The 23,566-nt window shown below is 61.0% G+C and carries 27 protein-coding genes; 19 read left to right on the forward strand and 8 right to left on the reverse strand.

The features are described from left to right. Positions 1 to 39 precede the first annotated feature (39 nt). From ACYQ47_RS17540 to ACYQ47_RS17570, 7 genes are all read left to right on the forward strand, one after another. On the forward strand, positions 40 to 1,125 hold the full coding sequence (locus ACYQ47_RS17540; protein ID WP_459906192.1) for a lactonase family protein: 1,086 nt from the start codon (positions 40 to 42) through the stop codon (positions 1,123 to 1,125). A 13-nt stretch (positions 1,126 to 1,138) separates the two neighbouring features. Next, entirely contained in the window at positions 1,139 to 2,050 is a 912-nt protein-coding gene (locus ACYQ47_RS17545) for an NAD-dependent epimerase/dehydratase family protein (protein WP_459906193.1), read from the forward strand. A 15-nt stretch (positions 2,051 to 2,065) separates the two neighbouring features. Further along, entirely contained in the window at positions 2,066 to 3,334 is a 1,269-nt protein-coding gene (locus tag ACYQ47_RS17550) for an alpha-hydroxy acid oxidase (RefSeq protein WP_459906194.1), read from the forward strand. Next, positions 3,327 to 3,854 carry a 2,4'-dihydroxyacetophenone dioxygenase family protein gene (locus tag ACYQ47_RS17555; protein WP_459906195.1) on the forward strand — a complete coding sequence of 176 codons (528 nt, stop codon included), beginning with the start codon at positions 3,327 to 3,329 and terminating at the stop codon, positions 3,852 to 3,854. The genes ACYQ47_RS17550 and ACYQ47_RS17555 overlap by 8 nt, the downstream gene beginning before the upstream one ends. 82 nt (positions 3,855 to 3,936) lie before the next feature. After that, a complete protein-coding gene (locus ACYQ47_RS17560) occupies positions 3,937 to 4,665 on the forward strand; it encodes an SDR family NAD(P)-dependent oxidoreductase (protein ID WP_459906196.1) in 729 nt (242 codons plus the stop codon). Positions 4,666 to 4,741: 76 nt separating this feature from the next. Then, positions 4,742 to 5,731: a 2-dehydro-3-deoxygalactonokinase gene (locus tag ACYQ47_RS17565; RefSeq protein ID WP_459906198.1), complete on the forward strand. Its 990-nt coding sequence runs from the start codon at positions 4,742 to 4,744 to the stop codon at positions 5,729 to 5,731. Positions 5,732 to 5,751: 20 nt separating this feature from the next. Further along, positions 5,752 to 6,435: a 2-dehydro-3-deoxy-6-phosphogalactonate aldolase gene (locus tag ACYQ47_RS17570; RefSeq protein WP_459906199.1), complete on the forward strand. Its 684-nt coding sequence runs from the start codon at positions 5,752 to 5,754 to the stop codon at positions 6,433 to 6,435. On the opposite strand, the gene ACYQ47_RS17575 is transcribed toward ACYQ47_RS17570, so the two are convergent. The 7 genes from ACYQ47_RS17575 to ACYQ47_RS17605 form a co-directional block, all read right to left on the reverse strand. Continuing rightward, a complete protein-coding gene (locus ACYQ47_RS17575; protein WP_459906201.1) occupies positions 6,410 to 7,147 on the reverse strand; it encodes a GntR family transcriptional regulator in 738 nt (245 codons plus the stop codon). The two genes, ACYQ47_RS17570 and ACYQ47_RS17575, sit on opposite strands and share 26 nt — an antisense overlap. A 108-nt stretch (positions 7,148 to 7,255) precedes the next feature. Further along, entirely contained in the window at positions 7,256 to 8,242 is a 987-nt protein-coding gene (locus tag ACYQ47_RS17580; RefSeq protein WP_459906202.1) for an ABC transporter permease, read from the reverse strand. A 17-nt stretch (positions 8,243 to 8,259) separates the two neighbouring features. Continuing rightward, entirely contained in the window at positions 8,260 to 9,822 is a 1,563-nt protein-coding gene (locus tag ACYQ47_RS17585) for a sugar ABC transporter ATP-binding protein (protein ID WP_459906203.1), read from the reverse strand. Continuing rightward, on the reverse strand, positions 9,812 to 10,771 hold the full coding sequence (locus ACYQ47_RS17590; protein ID WP_459906204.1) for a substrate-binding domain-containing protein: 960 nt from the start codon (positions 10,769 to 10,771) through the stop codon (positions 9,812 to 9,814). The genes ACYQ47_RS17585 and ACYQ47_RS17590 overlap by 11 nt, the downstream gene beginning before the upstream one ends. Then, on the reverse strand, positions 10,768 to 10,896 hold the full coding sequence (locus ACYQ47_RS17595) for a hypothetical protein (RefSeq protein ID WP_459906205.1): 129 nt from the start codon (positions 10,894 to 10,896) through the stop codon (positions 10,768 to 10,770). Before ACYQ47_RS17595 ends, ACYQ47_RS17590 begins: the two co-directional genes overlap by 4 nt. 677 nt (positions 10,897 to 11,573) lie before the next feature. Then, positions 11,574 to 11,927: a cupin domain-containing protein gene (locus ACYQ47_RS17600; RefSeq protein WP_459906206.1), complete on the reverse strand. Its 354-nt coding sequence runs from the start codon at positions 11,925 to 11,927 to the stop codon at positions 11,574 to 11,576. 67 nt (positions 11,928 to 11,994) lie between these two features. Next, complete coding sequence (locus ACYQ47_RS17605; protein ID WP_459906207.1) at positions 11,995 to 12,903, reverse strand: SMP-30/gluconolactonase/LRE family protein; 909 nt, start codon at positions 12,901 to 12,903, stop codon at positions 11,995 to 11,997. 298 nt (positions 12,904 to 13,201) lie between these two features. Between ACYQ47_RS17605 and ACYQ47_RS17610 the strand changes: the two genes are divergently transcribed. The 12 genes from ACYQ47_RS17610 (at position 13,202) to ACYQ47_RS17665 (ending at position 22,388) form a co-directional block, all read left to right on the forward strand. Beyond that, positions 13,202 to 14,026, forward strand: a complete 825-nt coding sequence (locus ACYQ47_RS17610; protein WP_459906208.1) for a transporter substrate-binding domain-containing protein — start codon at positions 13,202 to 13,204, stop codon at positions 14,024 to 14,026. Positions 14,027 to 14,067: 41 nt separating this feature from the next. Further along, positions 14,068 to 14,730 carry an amino acid ABC transporter permease gene (locus tag ACYQ47_RS17615; RefSeq protein ID WP_459906209.1) on the forward strand — a complete coding sequence of 221 codons (663 nt, stop codon included), beginning with the start codon at positions 14,068 to 14,070 and terminating at the stop codon, positions 14,728 to 14,730. A gap of 2 nt (positions 14,731 to 14,732) precedes the next feature. Continuing rightward, positions 14,733 to 15,389, forward strand: a complete 657-nt coding sequence (locus ACYQ47_RS17620; protein ID WP_459906210.1) for an amino acid ABC transporter permease — start codon at positions 14,733 to 14,735, stop codon at positions 15,387 to 15,389. Continuing rightward, a complete protein-coding gene (locus ACYQ47_RS17625) occupies positions 15,386 to 16,114 on the forward strand; it encodes an amino acid ABC transporter ATP-binding protein (RefSeq protein WP_459906211.1) in 729 nt (242 codons plus the stop codon). The genes ACYQ47_RS17620 and ACYQ47_RS17625 overlap by 4 nt, the downstream gene beginning before the upstream one ends. Before the next feature lie 46 nt (positions 16,115 to 16,160). Continuing rightward, complete coding sequence (locus tag ACYQ47_RS17630) at positions 16,161 to 16,922, forward strand: SDR family NAD(P)-dependent oxidoreductase (RefSeq protein WP_459906212.1); 762 nt, start codon at positions 16,161 to 16,163, stop codon at positions 16,920 to 16,922. 106 nt (positions 16,923 to 17,028) lie between these two features. Continuing rightward, positions 17,029 to 17,526, forward strand: coding sequence for a flavin reductase family protein (locus ACYQ47_RS17635; RefSeq protein ID WP_459906213.1), 498 nt, complete (start codon positions 17,029 to 17,031; stop codon positions 17,524 to 17,526). A gap of 49 nt (positions 17,527 to 17,575) precedes the next feature. Continuing rightward, complete coding sequence (locus ACYQ47_RS17640; RefSeq protein WP_459906215.1) at positions 17,576 to 18,670, forward strand: LLM class flavin-dependent oxidoreductase; 1,095 nt, start codon at positions 17,576 to 17,578, stop codon at positions 18,668 to 18,670. 26 nt (positions 18,671 to 18,696) lie between these two features. After that, positions 18,697 to 19,461 (forward strand): SDR family NAD(P)-dependent oxidoreductase, encoded by a 765-nt coding sequence (locus ACYQ47_RS17645; protein WP_459906216.1) that lies wholly within the window; start codon positions 18,697 to 18,699, stop codon positions 19,459 to 19,461. A 32-nt stretch (positions 19,462 to 19,493) separates the two neighbouring features. After that, a complete protein-coding gene (locus ACYQ47_RS17650) occupies positions 19,494 to 19,916 on the forward strand; it encodes a RidA family protein (protein ID WP_459906217.1) in 423 nt (140 codons plus the stop codon). A 147-nt stretch (positions 19,917 to 20,063) separates the two neighbouring features. Next, positions 20,064 to 20,777, forward strand: coding sequence for a GntR family transcriptional regulator (locus tag ACYQ47_RS17655; protein WP_459906218.1), 714 nt, complete (start codon positions 20,064 to 20,066; stop codon positions 20,775 to 20,777). A gap of 688 nt (positions 20,778 to 21,465) precedes the next feature. Further along, positions 21,466 to 21,870, forward strand: a complete 405-nt coding sequence (locus ACYQ47_RS17660; RefSeq protein WP_459906219.1) for a DUF2384 domain-containing protein — start codon at positions 21,466 to 21,468, stop codon at positions 21,868 to 21,870. Then, entirely contained in the window at positions 21,867 to 22,388 is a 522-nt protein-coding gene (locus tag ACYQ47_RS17665) for an RES family NAD+ phosphorylase (protein WP_459906221.1), read from the forward strand. The genes ACYQ47_RS17660 and ACYQ47_RS17665 overlap by 4 nt, the downstream gene beginning before the upstream one ends. A gap of 254 nt (positions 22,389 to 22,642) precedes the next feature. Here the strand turns inward: ACYQ47_RS17665 and ACYQ47_RS17670 are convergent, their stop codons facing one another. Further along, entirely contained in the window at positions 22,643 to 23,551 is a 909-nt protein-coding gene (locus tag ACYQ47_RS17670; protein ID WP_459906510.1) for a LysR family transcriptional regulator, read from the reverse strand. Positions 23,552 to 23,566: the final 15 nt, after the last annotated feature.

Raw genomic sequence — 23,566 nt, forward strand, 5'->3', positions numbered from 1 at the left:
TCCATTCGAGCGCCATTCCGATAAATCAAGGAGACAGATGTGAATCAAGATCAGGGCACGCAAGCCATGCTCGTCGTCGGCACCTATACGGTGTCCATGCCGCATGTCGACGGCCGGGGCAAAGGCATCTATGTGCTGGGCTTTGACACGAAGGCCGGCACGCTGCGCGAGATCGCGGTCGAGACCGCGGTGAATCCGTCGTATGTGGCGTTGTCGGCGGATCGCCGGCGTCTGTACGCGGTGCGCGAAGTCGATGCGAAAGACGGTCCGGGCCTGAGCACGTATGCATTCGATCCGGCCGATGGCTCGCTCGACCTGCTTCACGATCTGGCGACGCCGGGCGGATGGCCGTGTCACGTATCGGTCGATAACGAACTCTCGCTGCTGCTGCTTTCCAACTATGCGACGGGCGAAGTGCTGGCGTACGCACTCGATGAAAACGGAGTGCCGGGCGGCACGCCCACGGTGCTCGCGCGCACCGGCAGCGGACCGAACGCCGCGCGCCAGGACGGCCCGCACGCGCATTGCGCGCTCGTCGGTCCGGGGCGGCGGCATGTGTATCTGTCGGATCTGGGCGTCGACAAGGTCGTGCGGCATCGCCTTGACAGCGCGAACGGCGAGATAGACGAAACCGCCGATCTGGCGCTGACGGCGGCGCCCGGCGCGGGGCCGCGTCATCTGGTGTTCAGCAAGTCGGGCTCGCATCTGCTCGTCAACTATGAACTGACCTCAACGGTTCGCCTGTACGCGCTCGGCGAACCGGACGTGAAACTCGTCAGCGATATTTCGACGCTCCCGGCCGCGTTCGATGGCGAGAGCGCGATGGGCGGCATGCGCCTGCATCCGTCGGGCAAGTTCGTTTATGTCGGCAATCGCGGCCACGACTCCGTGTTCGCCGCGCGTATCGATGAAGCCGCGGGCACGCTCACGCCGATCGGAACATGGGCCGTCGGCGGCCGGACGCCGCGCGATATCCGGGTATCGCCCGATGGACGCTTTCTGCTGGCCGCATCGCAGGACGATGGCTTCATCCGCGTGTTTTCGATCGATGCGGAAACGGGCGCGCTGACCGATACCGGCTACACGCATGCGATTCCTTCGGCAGTCTGCATAGAGTTCATTTAAGGAGAACGGCATCATGAGTCATTCCCTCCCTCGCCGCGTGATGGTCACGGGCGCCGGCGGCAATCTAGGCCAGAAGGTCGTGGAAGCATTGGCGCGCACCGACTGGTGCGAAAAGGTGATCGGCATCGATCGCAGCGGCAACTATGCGAAGTTCTCCGATGTCGCGCGCGAACGCCTTCGGCTGGTGCCGGGCGATCTGACCCGCCGCGCCGGAGAATGGACTCAGGCAATGGAAGAAGTGGATGCCGTGATTCACTTCGCCGCGTTGAATCCGGTGCCCGATTCGTCATGGCTCGACTCGCTCGCGTCCTACGACATGACCTCGAACCTGCTGCTGGAATGCGTGCGCGCGGGCGTCGGACGCTTCGTGTTTGCGTCGTCGAATCACACGGTCGGCGCGTACAAGGACATGCCGCTCGCCGCGAAGATGGGGCCGGGCCTGCTTACCACCGATATCGACACCGCGCCCGGCACGCGATGGCACGACGGCACGCGCGAACTGCATTCGCTTCCTTACGGCACGGCCAAGGTAATGGGCGAGAAGCTCTGCGCATCGGTGGCGGAACTGGCGCAAGGCAAGCTGAGTGCCGTGTCCGTGCGCGTGGGCTGGGCGCTCACCGGAGACAACAACGCGCGCGACATCACTCACTCGGGGTCGCCCGCGTCCACATCCGACACGACCGAACTCGACGACGAAGCGCGCCGCACGCTGCGATGGTTCCGCAACATGTGGCTGTCGAACCGCGACCTCGATCAGTTGTTCATTCGTTCGGTGCTGGCTTCGAGCGAAACATGGCCGTCGCAGGCAATCGTCGTGAACGGCGTGTCGAACAACAAGGACATGGACTGGGATCTGAGCGGAGCCATCGAGTATCTCGGCTATCGTCCAGAGGACGATGTCTACGAACACGTCGAAAGGACGTGACGGGATCGTGCGGCCATGACTATTTCCAACATCGACGATCTGCGCCGGCAAGCGCGTCGCAAATTGCCGAAGATGTTCTTCGACTATATCGACGGCGGCGCGTTCTCCGAGGCCACGCTCGCACGCAACACCCAGGATTTCGATGAGTGGACGCTGGAGCAGCGCGTACTCGTGGATCTTTCGAAGCGCGACTTGTCGGCCGAGTTTCTTGGCAGCCGCCATTCGATGCCCGCGATGCTCGCGCCGGTCGGATTCGCGGGATCGTTCTGGCCTGACGGCGAAGTACAGGTCGCGCGCGCCGCGACCGATGCCGGCATACCGATGTGTCTGTCGACCTTTTCGGTCAATTCGATCGAAGAAGTGGGCGCTGCCATGCCGCGCGGTCTCGCGATGCAACTCTATGTCTTCAAGGACCGCGAGCTTGCCTCGGACATCATGCAGCGTGCGTGGAAAGTCGGCGTCACCACATTGTTTCTGACGGCCGATACCAATGTTTCGTCCGTGCGCGAACGCGATACGCGCAACGGCTTTCGCACGTCGTCGTCGTTGAAGATCGGCACGGTGCTCGATGTGCTGTCGCGTCCCGCCTGGTGCGTGCGTATGGGCCTGAAAGGCCGCCTGATGCTTGGCAATGTCAGGGACAAGGCCGGCGTGCCCGGCAACCTGATGGCGCAGGCCGCGTATCTGTCCGCGAACGTCGACCCGAGCATGAACTGGTCCGATCTTGCGTGGCTGCGGCGGGAATGGCCGGGCAAACTCGTCGTCAAGGGCATTCTTTCCGTCGATGACGCAGGCAGGGCGCTCGATGGTGGCGCGAACGGCGTGTGCATATCCAATCATGGCGGACGGCAACTCGACGGCGCGCGTTCGTCCATTTCGATGCTGCCCGAGATCGCCGCCTTCGTGGCCGGACGCGCGGAAGTATTGCTCGACAGCGGTATTCGTCGCGGCAGCCATATCGTCAAGGCCATCGGTCTGGGCGCGGACGCCGTGCTTCTGGGACGCGCGTACGCCTATGGGCTCGGTGCGGCCGGACGCAAGGGCGTGACGCAGGCGATCGAACTGCTGCGCAAGGAATCCGAATTGACGCTCGCGCTGATGGGCATGTGCTCCATCGACGAGTTGCGCGCGAATCGCGGTGCGGTTCGCCATCGCGACGAGCGCAGCCAACGCGCGCTAACCCGCGAGGTCGAACATCTGCTGGACCATCCGGGCCTTCTTCACGGCGGTCGCGAACAACAAACTCTTTCCCCAATCGTTTCCAAGGAGCGCAGCAATGCCTGACATCGCCGAAAAGTATTCCTCGATGACACCCTACCAATTGCCCTTTCCCAAGGAAGCGCAAAAGGAAGTCGTCGTGCCCATGGCCATTCCCGATGACGAGCGCGTGTGGGTGCCGCAAGCCGAGAATGTCTCGTTTCGCCCGTTGTGCCTGAACGCATCGCAAGGTTACTGGATGAATCTGCTGCGCGTGCGCAAGTCGGGTGTGCTGAGCCGCCATCGTCATCCGCAAGGCGTGCATGGCATGGTGCTGAAGGGCCGCTGGAAATATCTCGAACACGAGTGGACCGCGACCGAAGGCAGCTACGTGTACGAGCCGCCGGGCGAAACGCACACGCTCTACGTGCCGGAAGACGTGGAAGAAATGATCACGTATTTTCAGGTGAACGGCGTGATGTACTACTGCGACCCGTACGGCAACTATACGGGCTATGAAGACGTGTTCACCAAGATCGACATGTGCAGACGGCACTATGCATCGGTCGGACTCGGGGAATCTTACGTCGATCAGTTCATCCGCTGAGAAGATCGTCTGCGATGCTTCTTACGCACGCAGCCCGTAGTAGTGCGAATCACGCTCACATCATTCGTTGCATGGGACTCACATGACGTTCAAAGACAATCTTTTCGAAGGAAAGGTCGCGCTCATTTCGGGCGGAAGATCGGGCATCGGGGCGGGCATCGCTAATTTGCTTGCCTCGCTCGGCGCGAAAGTCGTCGCGGCGGGCTTGCCGCCACCCGATGGCGCACCGAACACGGTCGATGAAGCCGTCGAGCAGGTCTCGCTCGATGTGTGTTCGGCACAAGACGTCCAAACCGTGTTGGGCCGATTCGAACGCCTCGATATTCTCGTCAATTGCGCGGGCGTGATCCGGCGCGGCGAGGAGCATGAAGTCGATGTCTTCGAGAAGGTGCTCGATATCAATCTCAACGGCACCATGCGTTTGTGCGCCGGTGCGCGGCCGTTGCTCAGGCAGTCGTCCGGATGCATCGTGAATACCGCATCGATGCTGAGTTTTTTCGGCGGCGGTCTCGTGCCCGCGTACAGCGCAAGCAAGGGCGGCGTGGCGCAACTCACGAAGTCGCTGGCGATTGCCTATGCGGCGGACGGCATTCGCGTCAACGCCATCGCGCCGGGCTGGATTGCAACGCCGTTGACGCAGGCGCTTCAGCAGGACGACGCGCGCTCGAAGACTATTCTCGGACGCACGCCGCTCGGACGCTGGGGCACGCCCGAAGAAGTCGCGCAGACGGCGGTGTTCTTGTGCACGCCGGCGGCGTCGTTTATGACGGCCGCGATCGTGCCGGTCGATGGCGGCTATCTCGTGGCGTGATGCTTTCCTCGTCGATCCATGCGATGGAACGTCGTAATTCGAACCACCGTGAAATCCTTTCTTCCCGAGCCGCCGGATGACCACTGAAAACACGAACCCGCCGGCGCTGATCGGTCTCGATTGGGGCACCTCGTCCTTGCGCGCCTACTTGTTCGACGAGACGGGCGCCGTGCTGGATTCGCGTCACTCAGCGAACGGCATCATGCGCTTGCCGAAGCCGCGCGAAATGGGCGGCTTCGACGAAGTGTTCGAAGCGCTCTGCGGCGACTGGCTGGACTCGCGCGCGTTGCCCGTCATCGCCTCGGGCATGATCGGCAGCGCGCAAGGTTGGGCGGAGGCGCCCTACGTCACGGCACCCGCCAACTGCGCACCATTGAGCGGCGCGCTCAAGACCGTCACGTCATCGCGCGGTGCGTCGGTGCATATCGTGCCGGGCATCATCGAGCGGGGCGCGTTGCCGAATGTGATGCGCGGGGAGGAAACGCAGATCTTCGGCGCGCTGGTGGCGCATCCCGAACTTGCCGATGGCGGCAAAACGCTGATCGGACTTCCCGGCACGCATGCGAAGTGGGCGTTCGTCGTCGATGGACAGATCGAGCACTTTCTCACCTTCATGACCGGCGAAGTATTCGGCGTGCTGCGGGATTACACAATTCTTGGCCGCACCATGCATCCCTGTCCTCGCCCGGACGATACAGCGTTCCTTCGCGGAGTCGACACTGCCATGCGTTTGGGTGGCGCCGGGATGCTCGCCACTATTTTCAGTGCGCGCACGCTAGGGCTCACCGGCGAACTGCAAGCCGAGGAGCAGGCCGATTATCTGTCGGGCTTGTTGATCGCGCACGAGTTGCTGGGACTTTCGAATCATCTCGCGGCGAAGCAGTCGATGCTGAGCGAATGGACGCTCGGCCTGATCGGCGAAGCCGCGCTATGCCGCAAGTACGAACTGGCGCTCGAGAAAATGGGGTCGTCCGACGTTCGCGTGCTTCAGGGCATGACGGAATGTGGACTTTTCCGTATTGCGCATGATGCGGGGCTTGTCGCCGCGCCGGTGCGCGCAAATTGAACCAGGATGGTACGGCAAACATGATTTCGATATCGAACGATTATTCTTCGGCCGCGACACGAACACGGCTCGCGGCAGCACTCGACGCCTGCCCGCTGATCGCGATTCTTCGGGGCATCGAGGCTCACGAGGCGGTCGATCACGCGAGCGTGCTGTACGAAGCGGGACTTCGAGTGATCGAGGTTCCGCTCAATTCGCCGCGTCCGCTGGAAAGTATCGAAGCCATTCGCCGCGCCATGCCCGAAGATGCGCTCGTCGGCGCGGGAACGGTGCTTCGTCCTTCGGACGTGCGCGACGTCAAGGAGGCGGGCGGCCAGTTGATCGTCATGCCGCACAGCGACGCCGAGATCATCGCGATGGCGAAGGCGAGCGGGCTTATTACCGCGCCCGGCGTGGCGACGCCCACCGAGGCATTCGCCGCGCTCAGGCACGGCGCGGACGTGCTCAAGCTGTTTCCGTTCGAACAACTGGGGCGCAGCGTGCTCACGGCATGGCGCAGCGTGATGCCGCCGGAGTGCGCGCTGATTCCCGTGGGCGGCGTGCAGCCCGCTGACATCGCGGCCTTGATGCAGGACGGCGCAAGCGGATTCGGACTCGGCTCGGGGCTTTACAAGCGCGGTCAGAACATCAAGACGACGAAAGAAAAATCGCTCGCCTATCAAAGCGCGCTTCAGACCGCTAAACGTTTTTCAATGGCGCCGTGACGCGCTGCCGCCCATGTGTGATCTCGGAGCGCGCCGAGGCATTCTGATGCGCGGCCTGAATGGCGTCGACGATGCGCGCGAAGCTTTGCCTGGTCCGGTCGATATGTTTATCCAGGAGAGCGAGAATGCGCGCGGTGTCTCCCCCGCGCGCGGCAACCGCAATCTGCCGATGTTCCTCAAAGCTGAGGTCGGTATGCGTGGGCCGCGCGGCGAGATGCGTGCGCAACGCCGCGATCTTGCCGCTATGCGTCGCGTAGGTGCTGGACATCAGTTGATTGCCGCAGAAGTCGAAGAAACACTGATGAAACGCGGTGTCGCATTCGAGGTAGGTGCGCGTGCGCTTCTGCTCGCGCGCGACGGTCATTCGCTGCACGATATCGTCGAGCCTGTCGGCGAAGCCGAGATGATCGCGCTGCATGGCGCGAGTCGCCGCTGTGCTTTCGAGCGCCTGCCGCAACTCGCAGAGTTCGCGCACTTCGTCTTCGCTTGGCAGAAAGACCATCGCGCCTCGCTGCGGAAGGACCTTCACCAGACCTTCCATGCGCAGCAATGACAACGCCTCGCGCACGGGCGTCTTCGATACCTGCAGAATTTCGGCCAGCACCCGTTCGGACAAAGCCTGTCCGAGTTCATAGTCTCCGCTTACGATTGCCGCGCGAAGCCGCGCGGCGACGCTCTCGGCCAATGATGTACTGCGTGCAATGGGCTCCATGATATGTCCGGGTCAAGGCAGAAGAGGAATGCGTCAGAACGATCAGGGAGAGTAGGCCGGAGCGCCGCGCAGATGCGCGGCATGACAGCCAGGCGTACCGGTCGGATATCAGCGCCGCTTGTCCGTGACCTGACTCAGCATGACGGCGCCCACGATCAGCGCACCGCGCACGACATATTGCCAATATTCCGAAACATTCATCAAAGTCATTCCATTGCCGATGATGCCGAGGAACAGCACGCCGATGAAGGTACCCCAGATCCGTCCCTTCCCGCCGAACAGACTGGTGCCACCGATGATCGTTGCCGCGATCACGTCGAGTTCCATGCCCGTGGCGGTCGTGCCTGTGCCCGAGCCGATCTGCGACGCGATCAGAATGCCGCTCAGTGCCGCGAGTCCGCCAGTCAGAACTAGTGTCGCCGTCTTTACCCATGCAACCTTGATGCCCGAGAGGCGTGCCGCCTCGGCATTGCCGCCGACCGCATAGACGGCGCGTCCGAAGGTCGTATAGCTCATGACGAAGTGCATCACGAGCACGACAGCGACGAACACGAAGGCCGGAAAGGGCAGCCCGAACAGCGCGCCGTTACCGATGAAATCGAACCAGCCCGGAAACGTGGCGAGCGGATAGCCGCCCGTGATGAGATTCGCGGCTCCGCGCAGTGCGGCGAACAGCCCGAGCGTGGTGATGAAGGTCGGCACGTTGAAGGCCGCTTTCATGACACCGCTGAACGCGCCGCATGCCATGCCCGCGAGAATGGCGGCGGCCGAGCCGATCAGCACCGCCGCGACACTGCCCACCACCGGCGTGCAGGCGCCGACGACCCACGCGAGAATGCACCCGGCGAGCGCCATCCCCGAGCCGACCGACAAGTCGATCTCCGCGCAGATGATCACCGCCGTCATGCCGCACGCGACGATGCCCAGCATGGAGATGGCACGCATCACGTTGAGCAGGTTGGAGAAGGTCGCGAAGCCCTGCGCGCAGAACGCCAGCATCACCGCGACGAAAATCAGCACGAATTCCAGCATGTAGCGATACAACAGGGATTCGCCGGGCTGTTTGCCCTTCATGGCCGCGGTCGCGTTCGGCATGGTATTTCCTTTGGCGGTCATCGCGCGCCCTCCATCATGATTTGGTAAAGATCGTCGAGTGCGATCGTCTGAGGGTTGACCTCGGCCACGAGCCGTCCGCGATGCATGATCAAAATCCGGTCGCACACTTCGAGCAGTTCCTCCGGCTCGCTCGACACCACGATCGCGCTCATGCCCTGCAGCGTCTTCTCGCGGATGATGCGAAAGATCTGTTCCTTCGCCTGTATGTCGATGCCGCGACTGGGTTCGTCGAAGAACATCACGCGCGGATTCGTGTTGAACCAGTTTCCGAGCACTACTTTCTGCTGGTTGCCGCCCGACATCGACGAGACGGGAAGTTGAGGGCGCGGCGCCTTGATCGCGAGATCCTCGATTTGTCGCCGGACCGGCGCGGTTTCCATCTGCTGATTGATGAAGCTCAGGCGCGACATGCGCGTAAGGCCCGCCAGGCAGAGGTTTTCGTGAATCGAATGCATCTGCACCAGGCCGTGCTCCTTGCGATTCTCGGGCGTATAACCGAGCCCGAGCTTCTTCATGCGAGCCGGCGTGGGCGCCTGAACACGTTCGCCGTGCAGTTCGATGCTGCCGCTGCCCAGCGGATCGGCGCCGAAGATCGAACGCAGCAGTTCGGTTCGTCCCGCGCCCAGCATGCCCGCGATGCCCAAAACTTCGCTGCGGCGCAAATCGAAACTGACGTCTTCGAACACGCCGCTGCGTTGCAGGTTCCTGACGGACAGCGCCGGCTGATCCACGGGCAACTGGCGCGGCTCGACCCGCGCCGGTACGTGATGCTCGCCAAACATGGCGCGAACGACTTCCTTCGGACTGGTCTGCGCGATCGGCAGCGAGCTGACATGATCGCCGTCGCGCAGCACCGTGCATGTATCGGCGATATCGAAAATCTCGTTCATGCGATGCGTGATGTACAGCATGGTCACGCCATGCGAACGCAGCAATCGCACAAGCGTGAAAAGCCGGTCCACTTCGCGATGACTGAGCGCCGACGTGGGTTCGTCGAGCAGCAGGACCGAAGGCGACGTGGCATACGCCTTGACGATCTCCACCATCTGCTGCTGGCCGACGGGCAGCTTCGACACAGGATCGTCGGGCGAGACATCGAGACCCGTGGCGTCAAGCATGCGTTCGGCGTCGCGGCGCAACTGCTTCCAGTCGATGCCGCGCGTGAGTCCGCGGCGCGTGACAGGCAGCCGTCCGAGAAAGATGTTCTCGGCAACCGACAGCGTAGGCACCAGCGACAACTCTTGATGCACCATGCGGATGCCGACCGCGAACGCATCGGACGGGTGATGAAAGTCGCACGGCGTGCCATTGATGAGCAACTCGCCGCCGTCCGCGCGAATCGAGCCGGCCAGAATCTTGAGCAGCGTCGACTTGCCCGAACCGTTTTTGCCCATCAGCGCGTGAATCTGCCCCGGCTCGAACGTGTGCGTGAACGGCCTGAGCGCGACACTCGCTCCGAAACTGCGCGACAGGCCACGCGCCTCGATGCGCGCGGGCGTCAGACGTGCCCGCGTTTCATCGACGATCGGCGCGTCCGCCGCAGCGGTATCAATTGACATTTTTCAGGCTCGACGCGTAGGAGGCGAGCGTCTTGGGGTCGTCGCGGCTGAGCGGCACGGCGGGGACTTCGATCACCTTGTCGACCGGCTGGCCCTTCGCGGCCTTGATCGCCGCCTTGACCGCTTCTCGCCCGATGAGCTTGGGCTGCGCGGCCGTCGTCGCGATCAGAACGCCATCGTTATCCTGGAGAAATGCGGTCAGTTGCTCGGAGCCGTCGGTGCCGAAGACGAACACCTTGCCCTGCTTGTTCATGCGGCGCACTGCCTGGACCGCGCCGACCGTGCCGCCTTCGTTGGCGGCATAAATCACGTTGATCCTGGGATTGGCCGTGAGCATGTCGCTGACTACGTTCACGGCCTTTTCGGCCAGCCACGCATCCTGTTCGGCGGCGATATTGACGGTGCCTCCCTTGCGCGCTTCGGTCAGGAAACCCTGCGTGCGCGCGGTGCTCAGCTCGGGTAACTGCGCCTTGAAGCCGATCAGCCCGACGGTCGCGTTGCCGCCGAGCTTTTCCTTGATGAATCGCGCGGCAGCCTTTCCGGTTCCACCGCCCATGATCGCGCCCGACGACCCGACGCGCGCGGCCGGAAAGTCGGCCTTGATATCCGTCGTCCATGTAACGACCTGAATACCCTTGTCGTGTGCGCGCTTGAGCGCCGGGATCGACGCCTGATCGCTCAGCGGTGCGATCACGATCGCCTTGACGCCCCGGGCAATGTACGTATCGATGAGACTGGCTTCTTTTTCGGCTTTGTTGTCCGAATTACCGTCCAGCAGTTGGACGTTTTCCGCTTTGGCCTCTTCGCCCATGCCTCTTGCGACGCTGCGCATGAACATGTCCTGCTGGAAGACGATGCCCGCGATCGCCAGGTTGTCTGCGGCGTGTGCCAGGCTCGCTCCGGACAGAGCGATGGTAGCTGCAAACGCAGCCAGGATGCGTCGTTTCATGGATGTTCCTCGAGCGGATGGAAGAGTTCGATCGCAAGCCTTGCGTCGATCTCACGGTTGAGCGTCACGGACATCACCGGCATTACGACCGAATAGTGATGTCTGAGATCTGGAATACCAGTCATTTTATACGTTGACTTTCGGCGAGGCATTGGTGCTTGTACCTAGAGGGTAAGCAGAGGAGGCGTTCCTTCTCTTGGACCAGGGCACGCTTCGAAGTGGGCTCTCGTCGGGCGACGAGAAAAGGATGCGCCTTGCCGCAACTGCTGGGTCCACGCGATCCGCGAACCCGGTGCACGCTGATCCGCCATTGCCCCAGCGGAAACGTTCCATTGCCGCGAAGTCACCCACGATCCGGTCTTTGTAGATGCGCGGATTATGCGATGCGATCGTGCACGCATTGCGCGAGTACCATCGAGTCCGGCCATTCGTACTGTCGCCGATGCACCGAGCGCGTAGAATATGCTGGACGCTGCATCAATGACGAGCTGCGACACCACGGTCTGCGCCTGCCACACTTCGATTTCTTTTTCGGCGAGGATCGCCTGCGCATCGCCACGGCCGTTGGTGCTCGCGTGAGCGGCGCGGTCCAGTGCGCGCGGTGACCGCGCAGGCTATCTACTCATGCGCCCCACACGGCCGACCACTCGCAAAAGTTGCGGATCGTCGGCGGAACGCGTGCTGGTGGCGTGGCTCTAACTGAGCGTGCGCGCGGCGGTGGCGGCGGCCGTATTACTCCCTTTCGCGCGTCCGATGCTGGCAAGGGTCACTACCAAGGATGCGTTGAGCCTCGATTTATCTGTCATTCGCACACGACAAAAATCTTTCTCACTGTCTCGATCGTCTTCCACACACCTACGAACCCAGGCTTGAGCAAAAAGCTCTGCCCTGCCTCGTAGCGAACGGGCAGACCGCCGTCTTCGATCACTTCGACGACGCCTGACAGGATGTGACAGAACTCAAAGGTATCGCCCTTGATTGCGCGCGTTTCTCCTGGTGTGGCTTCCCAGATGCCAGTGTGAATACTGTCTTCGCATGCCTGATCGAGAATCCAGGTCTTGGCGGTTGGATTGCCGGAAATGACACGGGAGGGCGAGGGCGCGCCGCATTCGGGTTCAAATTCAGGCGTGATCGTGAGCGTAACGAGAGACGACATAAGGAACGGTTTCTGAATAAAGTCGAAAAAAGGGGAATCGCAGCAAACGAAACAAGATCATCCGCCGCTATGTGCCCCCGCCGCGAACACACAGCGACAACGCATACACTGACGTCGTCGCGGTAATGAAGATCTTGTTCCGTGCCGTGCCGCCGAAGGTGAGATTGGAGACGACCTCGGGAATCAAAATCTTTCCGAGCAGTGCGCCATCGGAGGAATAGCAATGCACGCCGTCTTCCGCGCTGATCCAGAGGTTGCCGTGTTCGGCCACACGAAAGCCGTCCGGCACGCCGCTTCGCATTTCGATCAGCACGCGTGAGTTCGACAACGCGCCGTCGCGGGAAACGTCGAACGCCCGGACATGACGCGGCGCGTGCTCGTCATGCGTCGCGCCGGAATCCGCGACATAGAACGTCGACTCATCCGGCGAGAATGCGAGTCCGTTGGGCTTCACGAAGTCGTCGGCTGCGAGCTTCACGCGTCCGTCCACCGGCGCAATACAATAGACATTGCATCGCCCGATCTCGCTTTCCGCGCGATGCCCTTCATGGTCGCCGAGGATCCCGTAGTCGGGATCGGTGAACCAGGTCGCGCCGCGAGAGTCGACCACCACATCGTTCGGCGAGTTCAAGCTCTTGCCCTCGAACCGCGACGCCAGTTCCACGATGCGGCCATCGTGTTCGGTGCGCGTCACGCGCCGGCCGCCATGCTCGCAGGTGACGAGGCGGCCCTCACGGTCGCGCGTGTTGCCGTTGCTGAACGCCGACGGCGCGCGAAATACGCCAACGCCCATTCCCGGCGCCCAGCGCAGCATGCGGTCGTTCGGAATGTCACTCCAGATCAGCAGGTCCGCAGCGGGAAAATACACCGGGCCTTCCGCCCAGAGACAATCGCCCGCGAGTTTGTGCAGCAGGGCGTTCGGCTGGATCAAATGGCGGAAGCGCTGGTCGCACACTTCGAACTCGTGGGCCTGCATCACGTCTCCTTTCAGGGGCTGCGCTCGGGAACCGGTCGACCGGACAGGTCGAATAAGTTTATTTTGAACAGTTGACGATTGTAGACAATCTACTTAATGTTGTCATGTCGGCGAAGATCGGAGACGCGCTTTGACTGATTCGCGATGCGCCGGCGAGTCGAAAGGCCGGGTAAAGAAAACAGGCGAGCTTCCTTTAAGCGGATATGGACCAGAGGCCGCGAGCAGGGCGGTTCGCGGGTGAAATCGATCGATACGGGGTCGCGCCGGATCGCGCCCCTTCAGCATAAAAGGGATGGATATGTCGAAGTTCAATGCAGTTGTGCGTTGCATCGCCGGGATGGCGCTTGCGGCCATCATGGTCCCGAGCCACGCGGCCTCCACGCTCGACTCGGTGATCCAGTCGAAGAAGCTGCGCTGCGGGGTGATGCTCGATTCGCCGCCGGCCGGCTTCAGAACGCCCGATAACAAGCCCGACGGTTTCGACGTCCAATACTGTTTCGACATGGCGAAGACGCTGGGCGCGACCGCCGAGATCGTCGAGACGCCTTCGCAGGACCGCATTCCCGCGCTGGTGTCGAACCGCATCGACGTGCTGATCGCCTCGACCACGAATACCGCGCAGCGCGGCATCTCGGTCGCGTTCAGCCAGCCGTACATCAACTACGTCACGGTGGTGCTCTCGCGCAAAGGCAGCAATATTCAGAACGCGGCGGGCATGAAGGGGCATCCGCTGGGCGGCGTGAACGGCACGTCGACCGAGCAGTACATCAAGCGCAATATGGAAGAATGGAAGGATTCGAAGACCACGTACACCGGCTTCGCCTCGGATACCGAAGCCTATCTCGCGCTTCAGCAAGGCAAGGCCGATGCCATTCTGGTTTCGGCATCCACCGCGAATCTGCTGGTCAAGAGCGGCAAGTTCCCGACTTTCGTGGTGACCGGAAACGTCGATCTGAACGACATGGATTCGATCGCCGTGAAGCGCGACGACTATCAGTTCCTCAATTTCGTGAAGCTGTTCGTGTGGAATCAGGTGTCGTCGGGCCGCTACAAGGAGCTTTATAACAAGTACGTCGCGCCCGGCGAGCCGGCACCGCTGAATCTCAAGGGCGTCGATTACTGATTGCATTACCAAGCCTCTGTACAAGAAGGGCAGGAGGAGCTGTGTTCGGATATACCTTTTACTGGTCGCTGGTCTGGGACGCGCTGCCGCAACTCGCGGCCGGCGTCTGGCTGACCGTGCAGATCGCGTGTCTGTCGGTCCTGTTCGGCACCTTCTTCGCGATGCCCCTCTCGGTGGCGCGGCAAGGCCCGCGCGGCATCGCGCACGGGTTCGCGGCAGGCTGGATCGAGATCGCGAGAAACACGCCCACGGTGTTTCAGGTGTACGCCATGTATTTCGGCGTCGGCGCGCTGGGGCTCAATATTTCGAGCTACTGGGCCGTGTTGATCGCGCTGACATTCAACAACGCGGGCTATCTCGCCGAGATCTTTCGCGGCGGTCTTACAGCCGTGCCCGCGCAGCAGTTGCGCGCGGCCCGTTCGCTCGGCATGACGCAGATCCAGGCTTACCGGAAGGTCGTGTTCCCGCAGGTGTTCCGCCACGTCATCCTCCCCTTCACCAATCAGGCCGTATGGGCGTTGCTCAATTCATCGCTCGGCATGCTGATCGGGCTCCAGGAACTGAGCGGTGCGGCCAACGCGGCGCAGTCGGTCTCGTTCCGCAGCTTCGAGTTTTTCATCGTGACCGCCGCGATCTACTACGTGCTGGCCAAGGGCGTTGAGTTCGGCTCGCGGCTTGTGTTCCGGCGCGCACTGAGGACCTGAGCATGAACTTCGTTTTGCCCGATCAGAGCTTCCACTGGACAGACCTGACCTTTCTGCTCGTCGGTGCGGGGCACACCTTGCTGGTCTCGATTCTCTCGGGCGCGATCGGCACCTTGCTCGGCATCGCGCTCGGCTGGTTGAGGCACGCTTCGCCGGCGGTCCGCGTCCTCACCACGCCGTATGTCGATGTCACGCGCAGCGTGCCGCTGATCATCCAGCTCATTCTCGCCAATAGCATGCTGGCTTTGTCCGGTGCGCAATTCGACACGTTCTGGCTAAGCATCATCGTGCTGAGTTCGTCGATGACCGTAGTGACCGCCGAAGTGGTGCGCGGCGCGCTGTCCACGGTCCCTTATGCCTACGTGCGCGCGGCGCGCTCGCTCGGCATGACGTACTTCCAGACGCTGTTCAACATCTCCGCGACGCTCGCATGGCGCACGGGCATGTCGGCGTGGATCGGCCTGTTACTCGGTCTCACGCGCGACACGGCGCTGGTCAGCGTGGTGGGCTATGTCGACTTCATGAAATCGGCGCAGATCCTGATCTCGCGCACCAACGAAACGTTGCCGCTCTTGCTGGGCGTCGGGCTGTTCTACTTCGTCATCTGTTATTCCGTGTCGCGTTACAGCGCGCATCTGCAAAGAGGCATCGCATCATGATTGAGATCCGTTCGGTTCAAAAGCGATTCGGCGAAGTGGAAATTCTCAAGGGCATCGACCTGGACGTGAACAAGGGTGAACTGCTCTGTCTGCTCGGGCCGAGCGGTTCAGGCAAGTCCACGCTGCTTCAGTGCATCAACGGTCTGGAGCCGATTCAGGCGGGCACCATCACGGTCGATGGTGTCGATGTCCACGCGAAGGGCACGGACCTCAACAAGCTGCGCCGCAAGCTCGGTATCGTGTTCCAGTCGTATAACGCGTTTCCGCATCTCACCGCGCTGGAAAACGTGGAACTCGCGCTCAAACTGGTGGCGAAGAAAAATCGCGCCGATGCCACGGCGATCGCGCGCAAGCATCTGTCGCATGTGGGCCTAGGCGACAAGATCAACCTGATGCCCTCACGGCTTTCGGGCGGCCAGCAGCAGCGTCTGGCGATTGCCCGCGCGCTGGCGATGGAGCCGGAATACATGCTGTTCGACGAAGTGACCTCCGCGCTCGATCCGGAACTCGTAGGCGAAGTGCTCGACACCATGCGCCTGCTCAAGTCCGAAGGCATGACGATGGTCGTCGTCACGCACGACGTCAAGTTCGCGCGGCACTCTGGCGATCGCATTGCGTTTCTGCATTCGGGGCGCGTGTGCGAAGTCGGCACGGTCAAGCAGATGTTCGAAGCGCCGCGCGACGAGCGCACCCAGCGCTTCCTGCAGCGCGAACAAATGGCCTGACCGGCGCATCCACGCTTTATTCATTCTGCAATCTACAAGGAACATCATGATTTCGTTCGACCTCAAGGACCGTGCGGCGCTCGTGACCGGTGGCGCGTCGGGCATCGGCCTGGAAACCGCGAGGATGCTCGCACGATCGGGTGCAACCGTCGCGATCAACTATCTGCCGGGCGACCCTCGCGGTCCGGAAGCAGTGCAGGCGATCATCGCGGAAGGCGGCAAGGCCATCGGCGCACCGGGCGATGTCGGCCATGCGGACAGCGTCGAAAAGATGGTCAACGAAGCGATCCAGCAACTCGGCCGCCTCGATCTGCTCGTCAACAACGCGGGCGCGCCCGGCGTAAAGAAGGCCATTCCGGTGACGGATCTTGAATCGATCACCGAAGACCTCTGGGCCTTCATGCTCAACACGAACCTGATGAGCGTGTTCCGTTGCTCGAAAGTCGCGGCGAGCGCGCTGATCGAGGCGAAAGGCGCTATCGTCAACACGGCGTCGATCGCGGGCTTCGGTTCGGTCGCGAGCACGCTGTGCTACAGCGCATCCAAAGCGGCCGTCATCAATCTGACGAAGAACCTGTCGCGCGCCCTCGCGCCGAACGTGCGCGTGAACGCAGTCGCGCCGGGCGTGGTGGATAGTTCGTGGGGCGTAGGCTGGACGGACGAGCACAAGACCGAATCCATCGAAAAGACGCCGCTCAAGCGCTGGGCGATGCCTGCGGACATCGCCGAGTCGATCCTGTACCTCGGCTTCGGCGCGCGCATGATGACCGGGCAGACCATCATCGTGGACGGCGGCATCAGCCTGTGAAGTGAAACCGGTGGCGAGCATTTTCGAGCACGCCATTTTGATTTGACAGATTGTAGATAATCCGCAATATGGAAGTCGTTGAAACCTCATTGAGTCGAGCACGGCCATGACCACCCAAGACCTTTCTCAGGATTTCCGCCAATGCATGCGCCGGCTGGCCGCCAGCGTCAGTGTGATCAGTTGCGCGCACGAGGGAAGCTGGTTCGGCATGGCCGCAACGGCGGTCACCTCGCTTTCCACCGAGCCTTGCTCGATGGTCGTGTGCCTGAACGCATCGTCCTCGGTGATCAGACCGTTGATGGCGGCGGGCCGCTTCAACGTGAACGTGCTCAGTCGGTCGCACGTGGCGGTGTCGAGCGCGTTCGGCGGCAAGTTGAAGGGCGATGCGCGTTTCGGCGTGGGCGACTGGCAGCGCGATGCATCCGGGCTGCCGTATCTCGCCGACGCACAGGCCACGCTGCGTTGCGCGGTGCATCAGACGGTCGAGTACGGCACGCACATCGTCGTGATCGGGGAAGTCAGCGAAGTGCGCTTCACCGACGAAGTCAGTCCGCTCATTTACCAGAACGGCGCGTATGCGAGTGCGCTGGCGCTGAACGCCTGACCGGGCGCATTCACGTTTTTTGAATATCACCGTAGTCAAGGAGAAGCTCATGAAGTTCGGAATTTTTAGCCTGATGACCTTGCGCGATCATCCCGACGGCGCGGCCGGCGTGATGAAAGACACCAAGACGATGGTGCAGGGCGCCGAGGAACTCGGTTTCGATATCGCGTGGTTCGCGGAACACCACTTCTGCAATTACTCGATGTCCGCATCGCCGCTCATGATGGCCTCTTATGCAGCGGGCTGGACCAAGCGCATCAAGCTCGGCACGGGCGTGATCGTGCTGCCGTTGTACAACCCGATTCGCGTCGCGCAGGAAATCGCGCTGCTGGACGTGCAATCGGAAGGGCGCGCGGTGATCGGCGTGGGCACGGGTTATCAGCAGTTCGAATTCGAACGCTTCCGCCTGCCGATCGAAGAGAAGGTCGAGATGTTCCTCGAATACTGGAACGCGGTGGAAAGCGTGCTGATGCACGGCGAAGTCGAAGCCGACGGCAAGTACTTCAAGGTGCCGCGCTCGACTTTCGCGGTGCGCCCGGTGCAGTCGCCGATGCCGCCCGTCTACATGACAACAAGTCAGGTTCCGTTGCTCGAACGCATCAAGCACACGGACGCCACGCCGTTCCTCGCTGCCAGCACGCTTGGCTCGCCGGTGCTCTACAAAATGGTCGACCAGCTCGATCAGAACTGGGCGTCGATCGGCGTCGATCCGAAAAGCAAGCCGCTGTCCGTCATGCAATACGTGCACGTCACCGACAGTCGCGAAGAAGCGCTCGAAGCCGGCGAACGCGCGCGCTATGTCGGGCGCATGGCTAGCCATCTGCGTTTCAACGATCTGCCGATGGACGGCAGCTTCATCGCCGACGAGCCATTCAAGGGCGAGCAGACCATCGAACAGTACGCCGCCAACACGTTGTGCGGCAGCGTCGAGGAGGTGGCGGAACGCGTCGTAAAGGACATTCGCCAGCTTGACCCGACGCATTACGCGTGCAACTTCCAATTCGGCTGCATGCCGCTCAAGCGCGCGCATCGTTCGATGGAGTTGTTCGTCACCAAGGTGCTGCCGTTGGTCGAGAAAGAAGTCGGACCGATTGCGGATATCGGCCAGCAAAGACTGGCGCAGCGTGTCGCAGTCGAACACTGAAGCGTTTCGCGCTCAGGAGAAAAATCATGAATTTCGCACGCTATCCGAGCCTCGAAGGCCGGCATGTGCTGGTGACGGGCGGCGGCGGCGGTATCGGCGCTTCGCATGTGGAGCAGTTTTGCCTTCAGGGCGCGCGTGTTGCATTCATCGAACGCGATGCGGCGGCGGCCAACACGCTGCTCGACAAACTCGATGCGAATTGTCTGCGCAAGCCCGTGTTCCTGCAGGTCGATCTGCGCGACGTGAGCGCGGTGAAGGCGGCGGTCGAGCAGCACATCGCCACGCATGGCGACATCGACGTGCTCGTCAACAATGCAGCGCACGACGAACGCCACACGCTGGAGAGCGTATCGGTTGAGTACTGGGACGAGCGCATCGCGCTGAATCTGAGGCACCTGTTTTTCTGCGCGCAAGCGGTCGTGCCGGGGATGATCCGGCGCGGCGCGGGGTCGATCATTAATGTCGGATCGTTCAGTTGGCATGTGGGCCTCGGCGGCATGCCGATTTACACCGCGGCGAAAGCCGGTATCGAAGGCCTCACGCGCGGTCTCGCACGCGATCTCGGTCAGCACAACGTGCGCGTGAATACGCTGATTCCGGGCTGGATCATGACGCAGCGTCAGCTCGACCTTTGGGTCGACGAAGCCGGCAAGGCGGAGATCGCGCGCCGCCAGTGCCTGAAGGATCTCGTCATGCCCGACGATGTCGCGCGCATGGCGCTGTGGCTCGCCGCCGACGACAGCCGCATGTGCAGTGCGCAGAACTTCGTCGTCGATGGCGGCTGGAGTTGAACTCGATCAACGAAGTAGCAAAGGACAATCAAATGACGCAAATCACCAAAGTCAAGTCGGGCAGCATTCTGGAAGACCGCGAAAGCTATTCACGTGTGGTCGTGCTGGATAACTGGGTTTTCATGTCGCTGACCGCAGGGCGCGACTACAAGACGCGCAAGATGCCCGATACGGCAGTCGGTCAGGCCGAGCAAGCGTTCAGGAATGTGGAAGGCGCGCTCGCGTCGGTCGGTGCGACGCTCAGGGACGTGGTGCGTTCTCGCGTGTTCATTCCGCGTCAGTCGGATGTGCCGGAAGTCATGGCGTTTATTGGCGAGCGATTTCGGGGCATCGATCCGGCCAGCTGCGTGACGTGCTCGCCGCTCGGCGGCCCCGAATATCTGTTCGAGATTGAGATCACCGCCTACAAAGGCGCGGGCGATCAGCAGCAGGAACGCATCACCATCTCGCTGTAACGCGGGTGCGCGAGCGAAACACGATTGGGCGGCGATCACGACGTTAGGGCAGCGCGCTATCATGCTGAACGCATTCAGCCGTCTATTTTGGCCCGTGAGTTACTCCCTTATAATGCTGATTGTCGACATTTTCCAGGGTGATTTCTGGTGGCAATCAAGACAAAGACAGACTTCGGCGGACTGGTTCCGAAGTCTGCACTGGATAGCGTGGAATATGCTGCTCAACAGATTCGTGATGCGATCGTTTCCGGTCGCCTCACGCCGGGGACGCGCCTGATCGAAGCGCGGCTGACGGATCAACTCAACGTTTCGCGGCATCCGGTGCGCGAGGCGCTTAAGCGCCTGAGTCGCGAAGGCTTCGTGGACATTCGGCCGAATCGCGGGGCAATTGTCGCGGAAATCGATCCGGAGAATATTCTCGAGGTCTATGCATTGCGCTCAGCATTGGGCGCGATCGCGCTCGGCGCGCTGGCGAAGAAACCCGAGTTGCTGACCGGTACGGTGATCCGCAACCTCGAACGTCTGGCGCGCAATGCGCTGAGATTCGCCAAGGAGTCCGATCAGGAAGCGTCCATCAATAATCACCTGGAGTTCCAGAACGCCATCGTTCGCGCCAGTAACCTCGACAAGACTGCACGCTACTTCGAGGAGCTATCCGCTGAGGTGGTCCGCTTCAATAACCTGCTGAAAATGTCCTACACGGACAGGGAGAAAGACGCGGAGGAGCGCGTCGATGCCTTGGCGAAGGCTCTGAAGGAGAAAGACTTCACCGCTGCTGAGCGCATCTGGCGGCGGTCCTTCACGCTCGCTGCCGAGAGATTCATCGAACGGGTGGCCGGGAATGATGGCGCTGTGCGTTGAAAGGAAGAGTCTCCGGATCGACTCGTCAGGCGAGGGCGTTCTCGTTTGAGTCGCCGCCTCATTGTCGAACGCGGTGTTATGTGGTCCGGTAAGTCGCTTGCCCGCAAAGGGTTGCGAATTTTTGCTCGCGGCTCCTCGTTGAAGGGCCTGCAGCAGGTGAAGGGTTGGTCGCTGAAGCCTTCCAAAACGAGATCTTTCGGCGAAGCTCGCGGTTCACATCGAATGCGCTGGCGGATCGTATCACGGACGAGAACCAGATCCCCTTGCACGTGGGATGCCTCGTGGTCCCTTTCGGTAGCCTCACGACGGGCGTTGAAGTCCGCATCGGAGCGATCCTGTAACGAGAGAAAATCACCTTGTACACCGACTGAGTTGGGTTCCGCGCAGCAAACTAGATCAAACTTTACATAAATCAATTTATCGGTTTTTGTTAACTACTTATGTTGTAAGATTCGCTAGTTCAGAGAGTTGTTTCACGTGAAAGCGCGTGACGTACATGCTTAATATGAGCACCGAATTTGCATAATTTAAGTTCAAGTGTCGCATTCCGAGGTGCTGAGATCCTTATGTAAGCGTCCTATCTTCCAAGATCACCAAAAAGACGTAGAATTTAAAAAGAGCACTGTCGCTCAATCTCTTGAGCAGATGTTATGCTAATATTGTGCATATAGTATGCTTCGAGGTGGCCATGCCTATTGATACTCCCATCGTTCCCAGCGCCGACGAAAGCTTCGATCGGTTTATGGCCTCACTGCGCGATCCCGAAGATCCTGCTCCGATTGTCTCCGCACGGCGCTTTGGCGATGCCCTGCATATCGACCTGCAAACCCTAGCGCAGCAGGCTCACGTACACCGGAACACGATCAGCCGTCAGCCCGCCTCCGAAAGCGTGCAGCGATTCCTGCGCGATGCGCTTCGGGTCATCCGTGCGGCGACGGATATTTCAGGGGACGTCACAAAGGCGCTCTTCTGGTACCGGAACGAGCCACTTCCGGTGTTCAGCTACAAAACTGCAGAGCAATTGGTATCTGAAGGTCGAACCGACGACGTCCTTCGTTACGTCTCGTCGTTCGAGGCGGGTGCCGCAGGATGATCCTTACCGAATTGGCCGGTGTAATCGCCTATCGGATGCACGTACCGAAATGGGCCGGCACGCCGGCGAGCGGCGCGGGAGTAGGAGCGCATGGCGGTCGCGCAAATCGTGTCGGCCTCAATGCGCTCTATCTGGCCTTGGACCATGACACTGCCATCCGCGAGTATCAACAAATCTCGTCATTGATGCCGCCGGGAACCCTCGTCAGCTATAACCTCACTGTCGCTCCGGTAGTTGACTTCACGAACGGATACGAAAGCGGTAAGTGGTCTTCCTTATGGGAGGATTTCTATTGCGACTGGCGTCAATGCTGGTTTCATCAACGCATTGAGCCGCCGAGTTGGATCCTCGGCGACGAGGTTGTTTCATGTGGTGCTAAGGTTATCCTCTTTAAATCGCGGCTCACGCCTGACGGTACGAACCTCGTTCTCTACACAGAGCCCCTTGACTTGCAAGACCATCTCGAGCTTTATGACCCGCACAACGCGCTGCCGAAAAATCAATCGTCTTGGGATTAAGGATAAGAGAGCACCGGCGAAAAACGTCCGACACGCGTCTTCGCTGCCAAAGTTGCCAGCTTGACGAGAAATGAGGCCAAGCGCCCCTGAAATGTCGGCACGATGATGCATCGAGACCAATCTTGGTTCTTTGCCTCTCAAAAAGCTAACGCATTAATTCGGATAACACATCAATAAGGGCTCATATTGCTTGTGAAATGTGCGGGCTTCGATCTAACCGGCTCTAGACAAAAGTCCTGCCCGCGACGTCAAGCCTAGGGCTCTTGCCTGTCTCGGACCCATTCTCGAATTGCCTTCGCAAATAGGTGCAGCGCCATAGGCGTGTGGCGGTTTGCTGGATAGTAGAGGCAAAGACCGGGAAAAGTCAGGCCCCATCCAGGCAACAGGTGGAGCAAGTCTCCAGATAAGACGAGTTGCTCAACCATAGACAGCGGGACCCACGAGATTCCGATTCCGCCGAGCGCGGCGTCGACCATCAGGTTCAGGTTGCCAAGCGTCATCGGCCCCTTCACGTCCAGGGAGGCTCGCTTTCCCCTGTTCTCGAACTCCCACAGATACAACGCACCGCTTTCAAACCGGAAGCGGATGCAGCGATGTTTCAGCAAATCATCGGGCGCTTTCGGCACGCCCCACTCCGCTACATAGGCCGGTGACGCGACCGCTACCATTCGCATCTCCGGCCCGAACTGAATGGCAACCATATCGCGAGGCACGTCATCAAAGACGCGGATGCCGGCGTCGAAGCCACCTGCCACAATGTCGACCAGCCGCGTGTCGACGACGAACTCAACTTGGATATCGGGATACTGCTTGAGAAAACCCGGAAGAATCTCGCGAACAAGAAGCCTTGCGCCAGTTTCGGAGCAACTCACGCGCACAGTCCCAGACGGGCTGTGCTGCGCTGACGAGACTTCGTCCACAGCCACTTCCATCTCGTGTATCGCTGGCGCAACCCGGAGTAGAAGTTGCTGCCCTGCTTCGGTCAATGCCACGGAGCGAGTCGTTCGGTTAAACAGTCGCACTTTCAGGCGCGCCTCGAGCGCACGCATGGTATGACTGAGTGCGGACGGTGTAACGCCTAACGCTCGTGCCGCCGCGCTGAAACTCCCGTGCTGCGCAATGGAGACGAAGGTAGACAGGTCAGAGATAGCGGCGCGAGGCATTGATGAATATTTCTC

The sequence above is a fragment of the Caballeronia sp. HLA56 genome (genome assembly GCF_054655155.1).

Coding starts and splice junctions, on each gene's coding strand:
- ACYQ47_RS17545 (WP_459906193.1), top strand. CDS start 1,139: ATGAGTCATTCCCTCCCTCGCCGCGTGATGGTCACGGGCGCCGGCGGC.
- ACYQ47_RS17550 (WP_459906194.1), top strand. CDS start 2,066: ATGACTATTTCCAACATCGACGATCTGCGCCGGCAAGCGCGTCGCAAA.
- ACYQ47_RS17555 (WP_459906195.1), top strand. CDS start 3,327: ATGCCTGACATCGCCGAAAAGTATTCCTCGATGACACCCTACCAATTG.
- ACYQ47_RS17560 (WP_459906196.1), top strand. CDS start 3,937: ATGACGTTCAAAGACAATCTTTTCGAAGGAAAGGTCGCGCTCATTTCG.
- ACYQ47_RS17565 (WP_459906198.1), top strand. CDS start 4,742: ATGACCACTGAAAACACGAACCCGCCGGCGCTGATCGGTCTCGATTGG.
- ACYQ47_RS17570 (WP_459906199.1), top strand. CDS start 5,752: ATGATTTCGATATCGAACGATTATTCTTCGGCCGCGACACGAACACGG.
- ACYQ47_RS17575 (WP_459906201.1), bottom strand. CDS start 7,147: ATGGAGCCCATTGCACGCAGTACATCATTGGCCGAGAGCGTCGCCGCG.
- ACYQ47_RS17580 (WP_459906202.1), bottom strand. CDS start 8,242: ATGCCGAACGCGACCGCGGCCATGAAGGGCAAACAGCCCGGCGAATCC.
- ACYQ47_RS17585 (WP_459906203.1), bottom strand. CDS start 9,822: ATGTCAATTGATACCGCTGCGGCGGACGCGCCGATCGTCGATGAAACG.
- ACYQ47_RS17590 (WP_459906204.1), bottom strand. CDS start 10,771: ATGAAACGACGCATCCTGGCTGCGTTTGCAGCTACCATCGCTCTGTCC.
- ACYQ47_RS17595 (WP_459906205.1), bottom strand. CDS start 10,896: ATGACTGGTATTCCAGATCTCAGACATCACTATTCGGTCGTAATGCCG.
- ACYQ47_RS17600 (WP_459906206.1), bottom strand. CDS start 11,927: ATGTCGTCTCTCGTTACGCTCACGATCACGCCTGAATTTGAACCCGAA.
- ACYQ47_RS17605 (WP_459906207.1), bottom strand. CDS start 12,903: ATGCAGGCCCACGAGTTCGAAGTGTGCGACCAGCGCTTCCGCCATTTG.
- ACYQ47_RS17610 (WP_459906208.1), top strand. CDS start 13,202: ATGTCGAAGTTCAATGCAGTTGTGCGTTGCATCGCCGGGATGGCGCTT.
- ACYQ47_RS17620 (WP_459906210.1), top strand. CDS start 14,733: ATGAACTTCGTTTTGCCCGATCAGAGCTTCCACTGGACAGACCTGACC.
- ACYQ47_RS17625 (WP_459906211.1), top strand. CDS start 15,386: ATGATTGAGATCCGTTCGGTTCAAAAGCGATTCGGCGAAGTGGAAATT.
- ACYQ47_RS17630 (WP_459906212.1), top strand. CDS start 16,161: ATGATTTCGTTCGACCTCAAGGACCGTGCGGCGCTCGTGACCGGTGGC.
- ACYQ47_RS17635 (WP_459906213.1), top strand. CDS start 17,029: ATGACCACCCAAGACCTTTCTCAGGATTTCCGCCAATGCATGCGCCGG.
- ACYQ47_RS17640 (WP_459906215.1), top strand. CDS start 17,576: ATGAAGTTCGGAATTTTTAGCCTGATGACCTTGCGCGATCATCCCGAC.
- ACYQ47_RS17645 (WP_459906216.1), top strand. CDS start 18,697: ATGAATTTCGCACGCTATCCGAGCCTCGAAGGCCGGCATGTGCTGGTG.
- ACYQ47_RS17650 (WP_459906217.1), top strand. CDS start 19,494: ATGACGCAAATCACCAAAGTCAAGTCGGGCAGCATTCTGGAAGACCGC.
- ACYQ47_RS17660 (WP_459906219.1), top strand. CDS start 21,466: ATGCCTATTGATACTCCCATCGTTCCCAGCGCCGACGAAAGCTTCGAT.
- ACYQ47_RS17665 (WP_459906221.1), top strand. CDS start 21,867: ATGATCCTTACCGAATTGGCCGGTGTAATCGCCTATCGGATGCACGTA.
- ACYQ47_RS17670 (WP_459906510.1), bottom strand. CDS start 23,551: ATGCCTCGCGCCGCTATCTCTGACCTGTCTACCTTCGTCTCCATTGCG.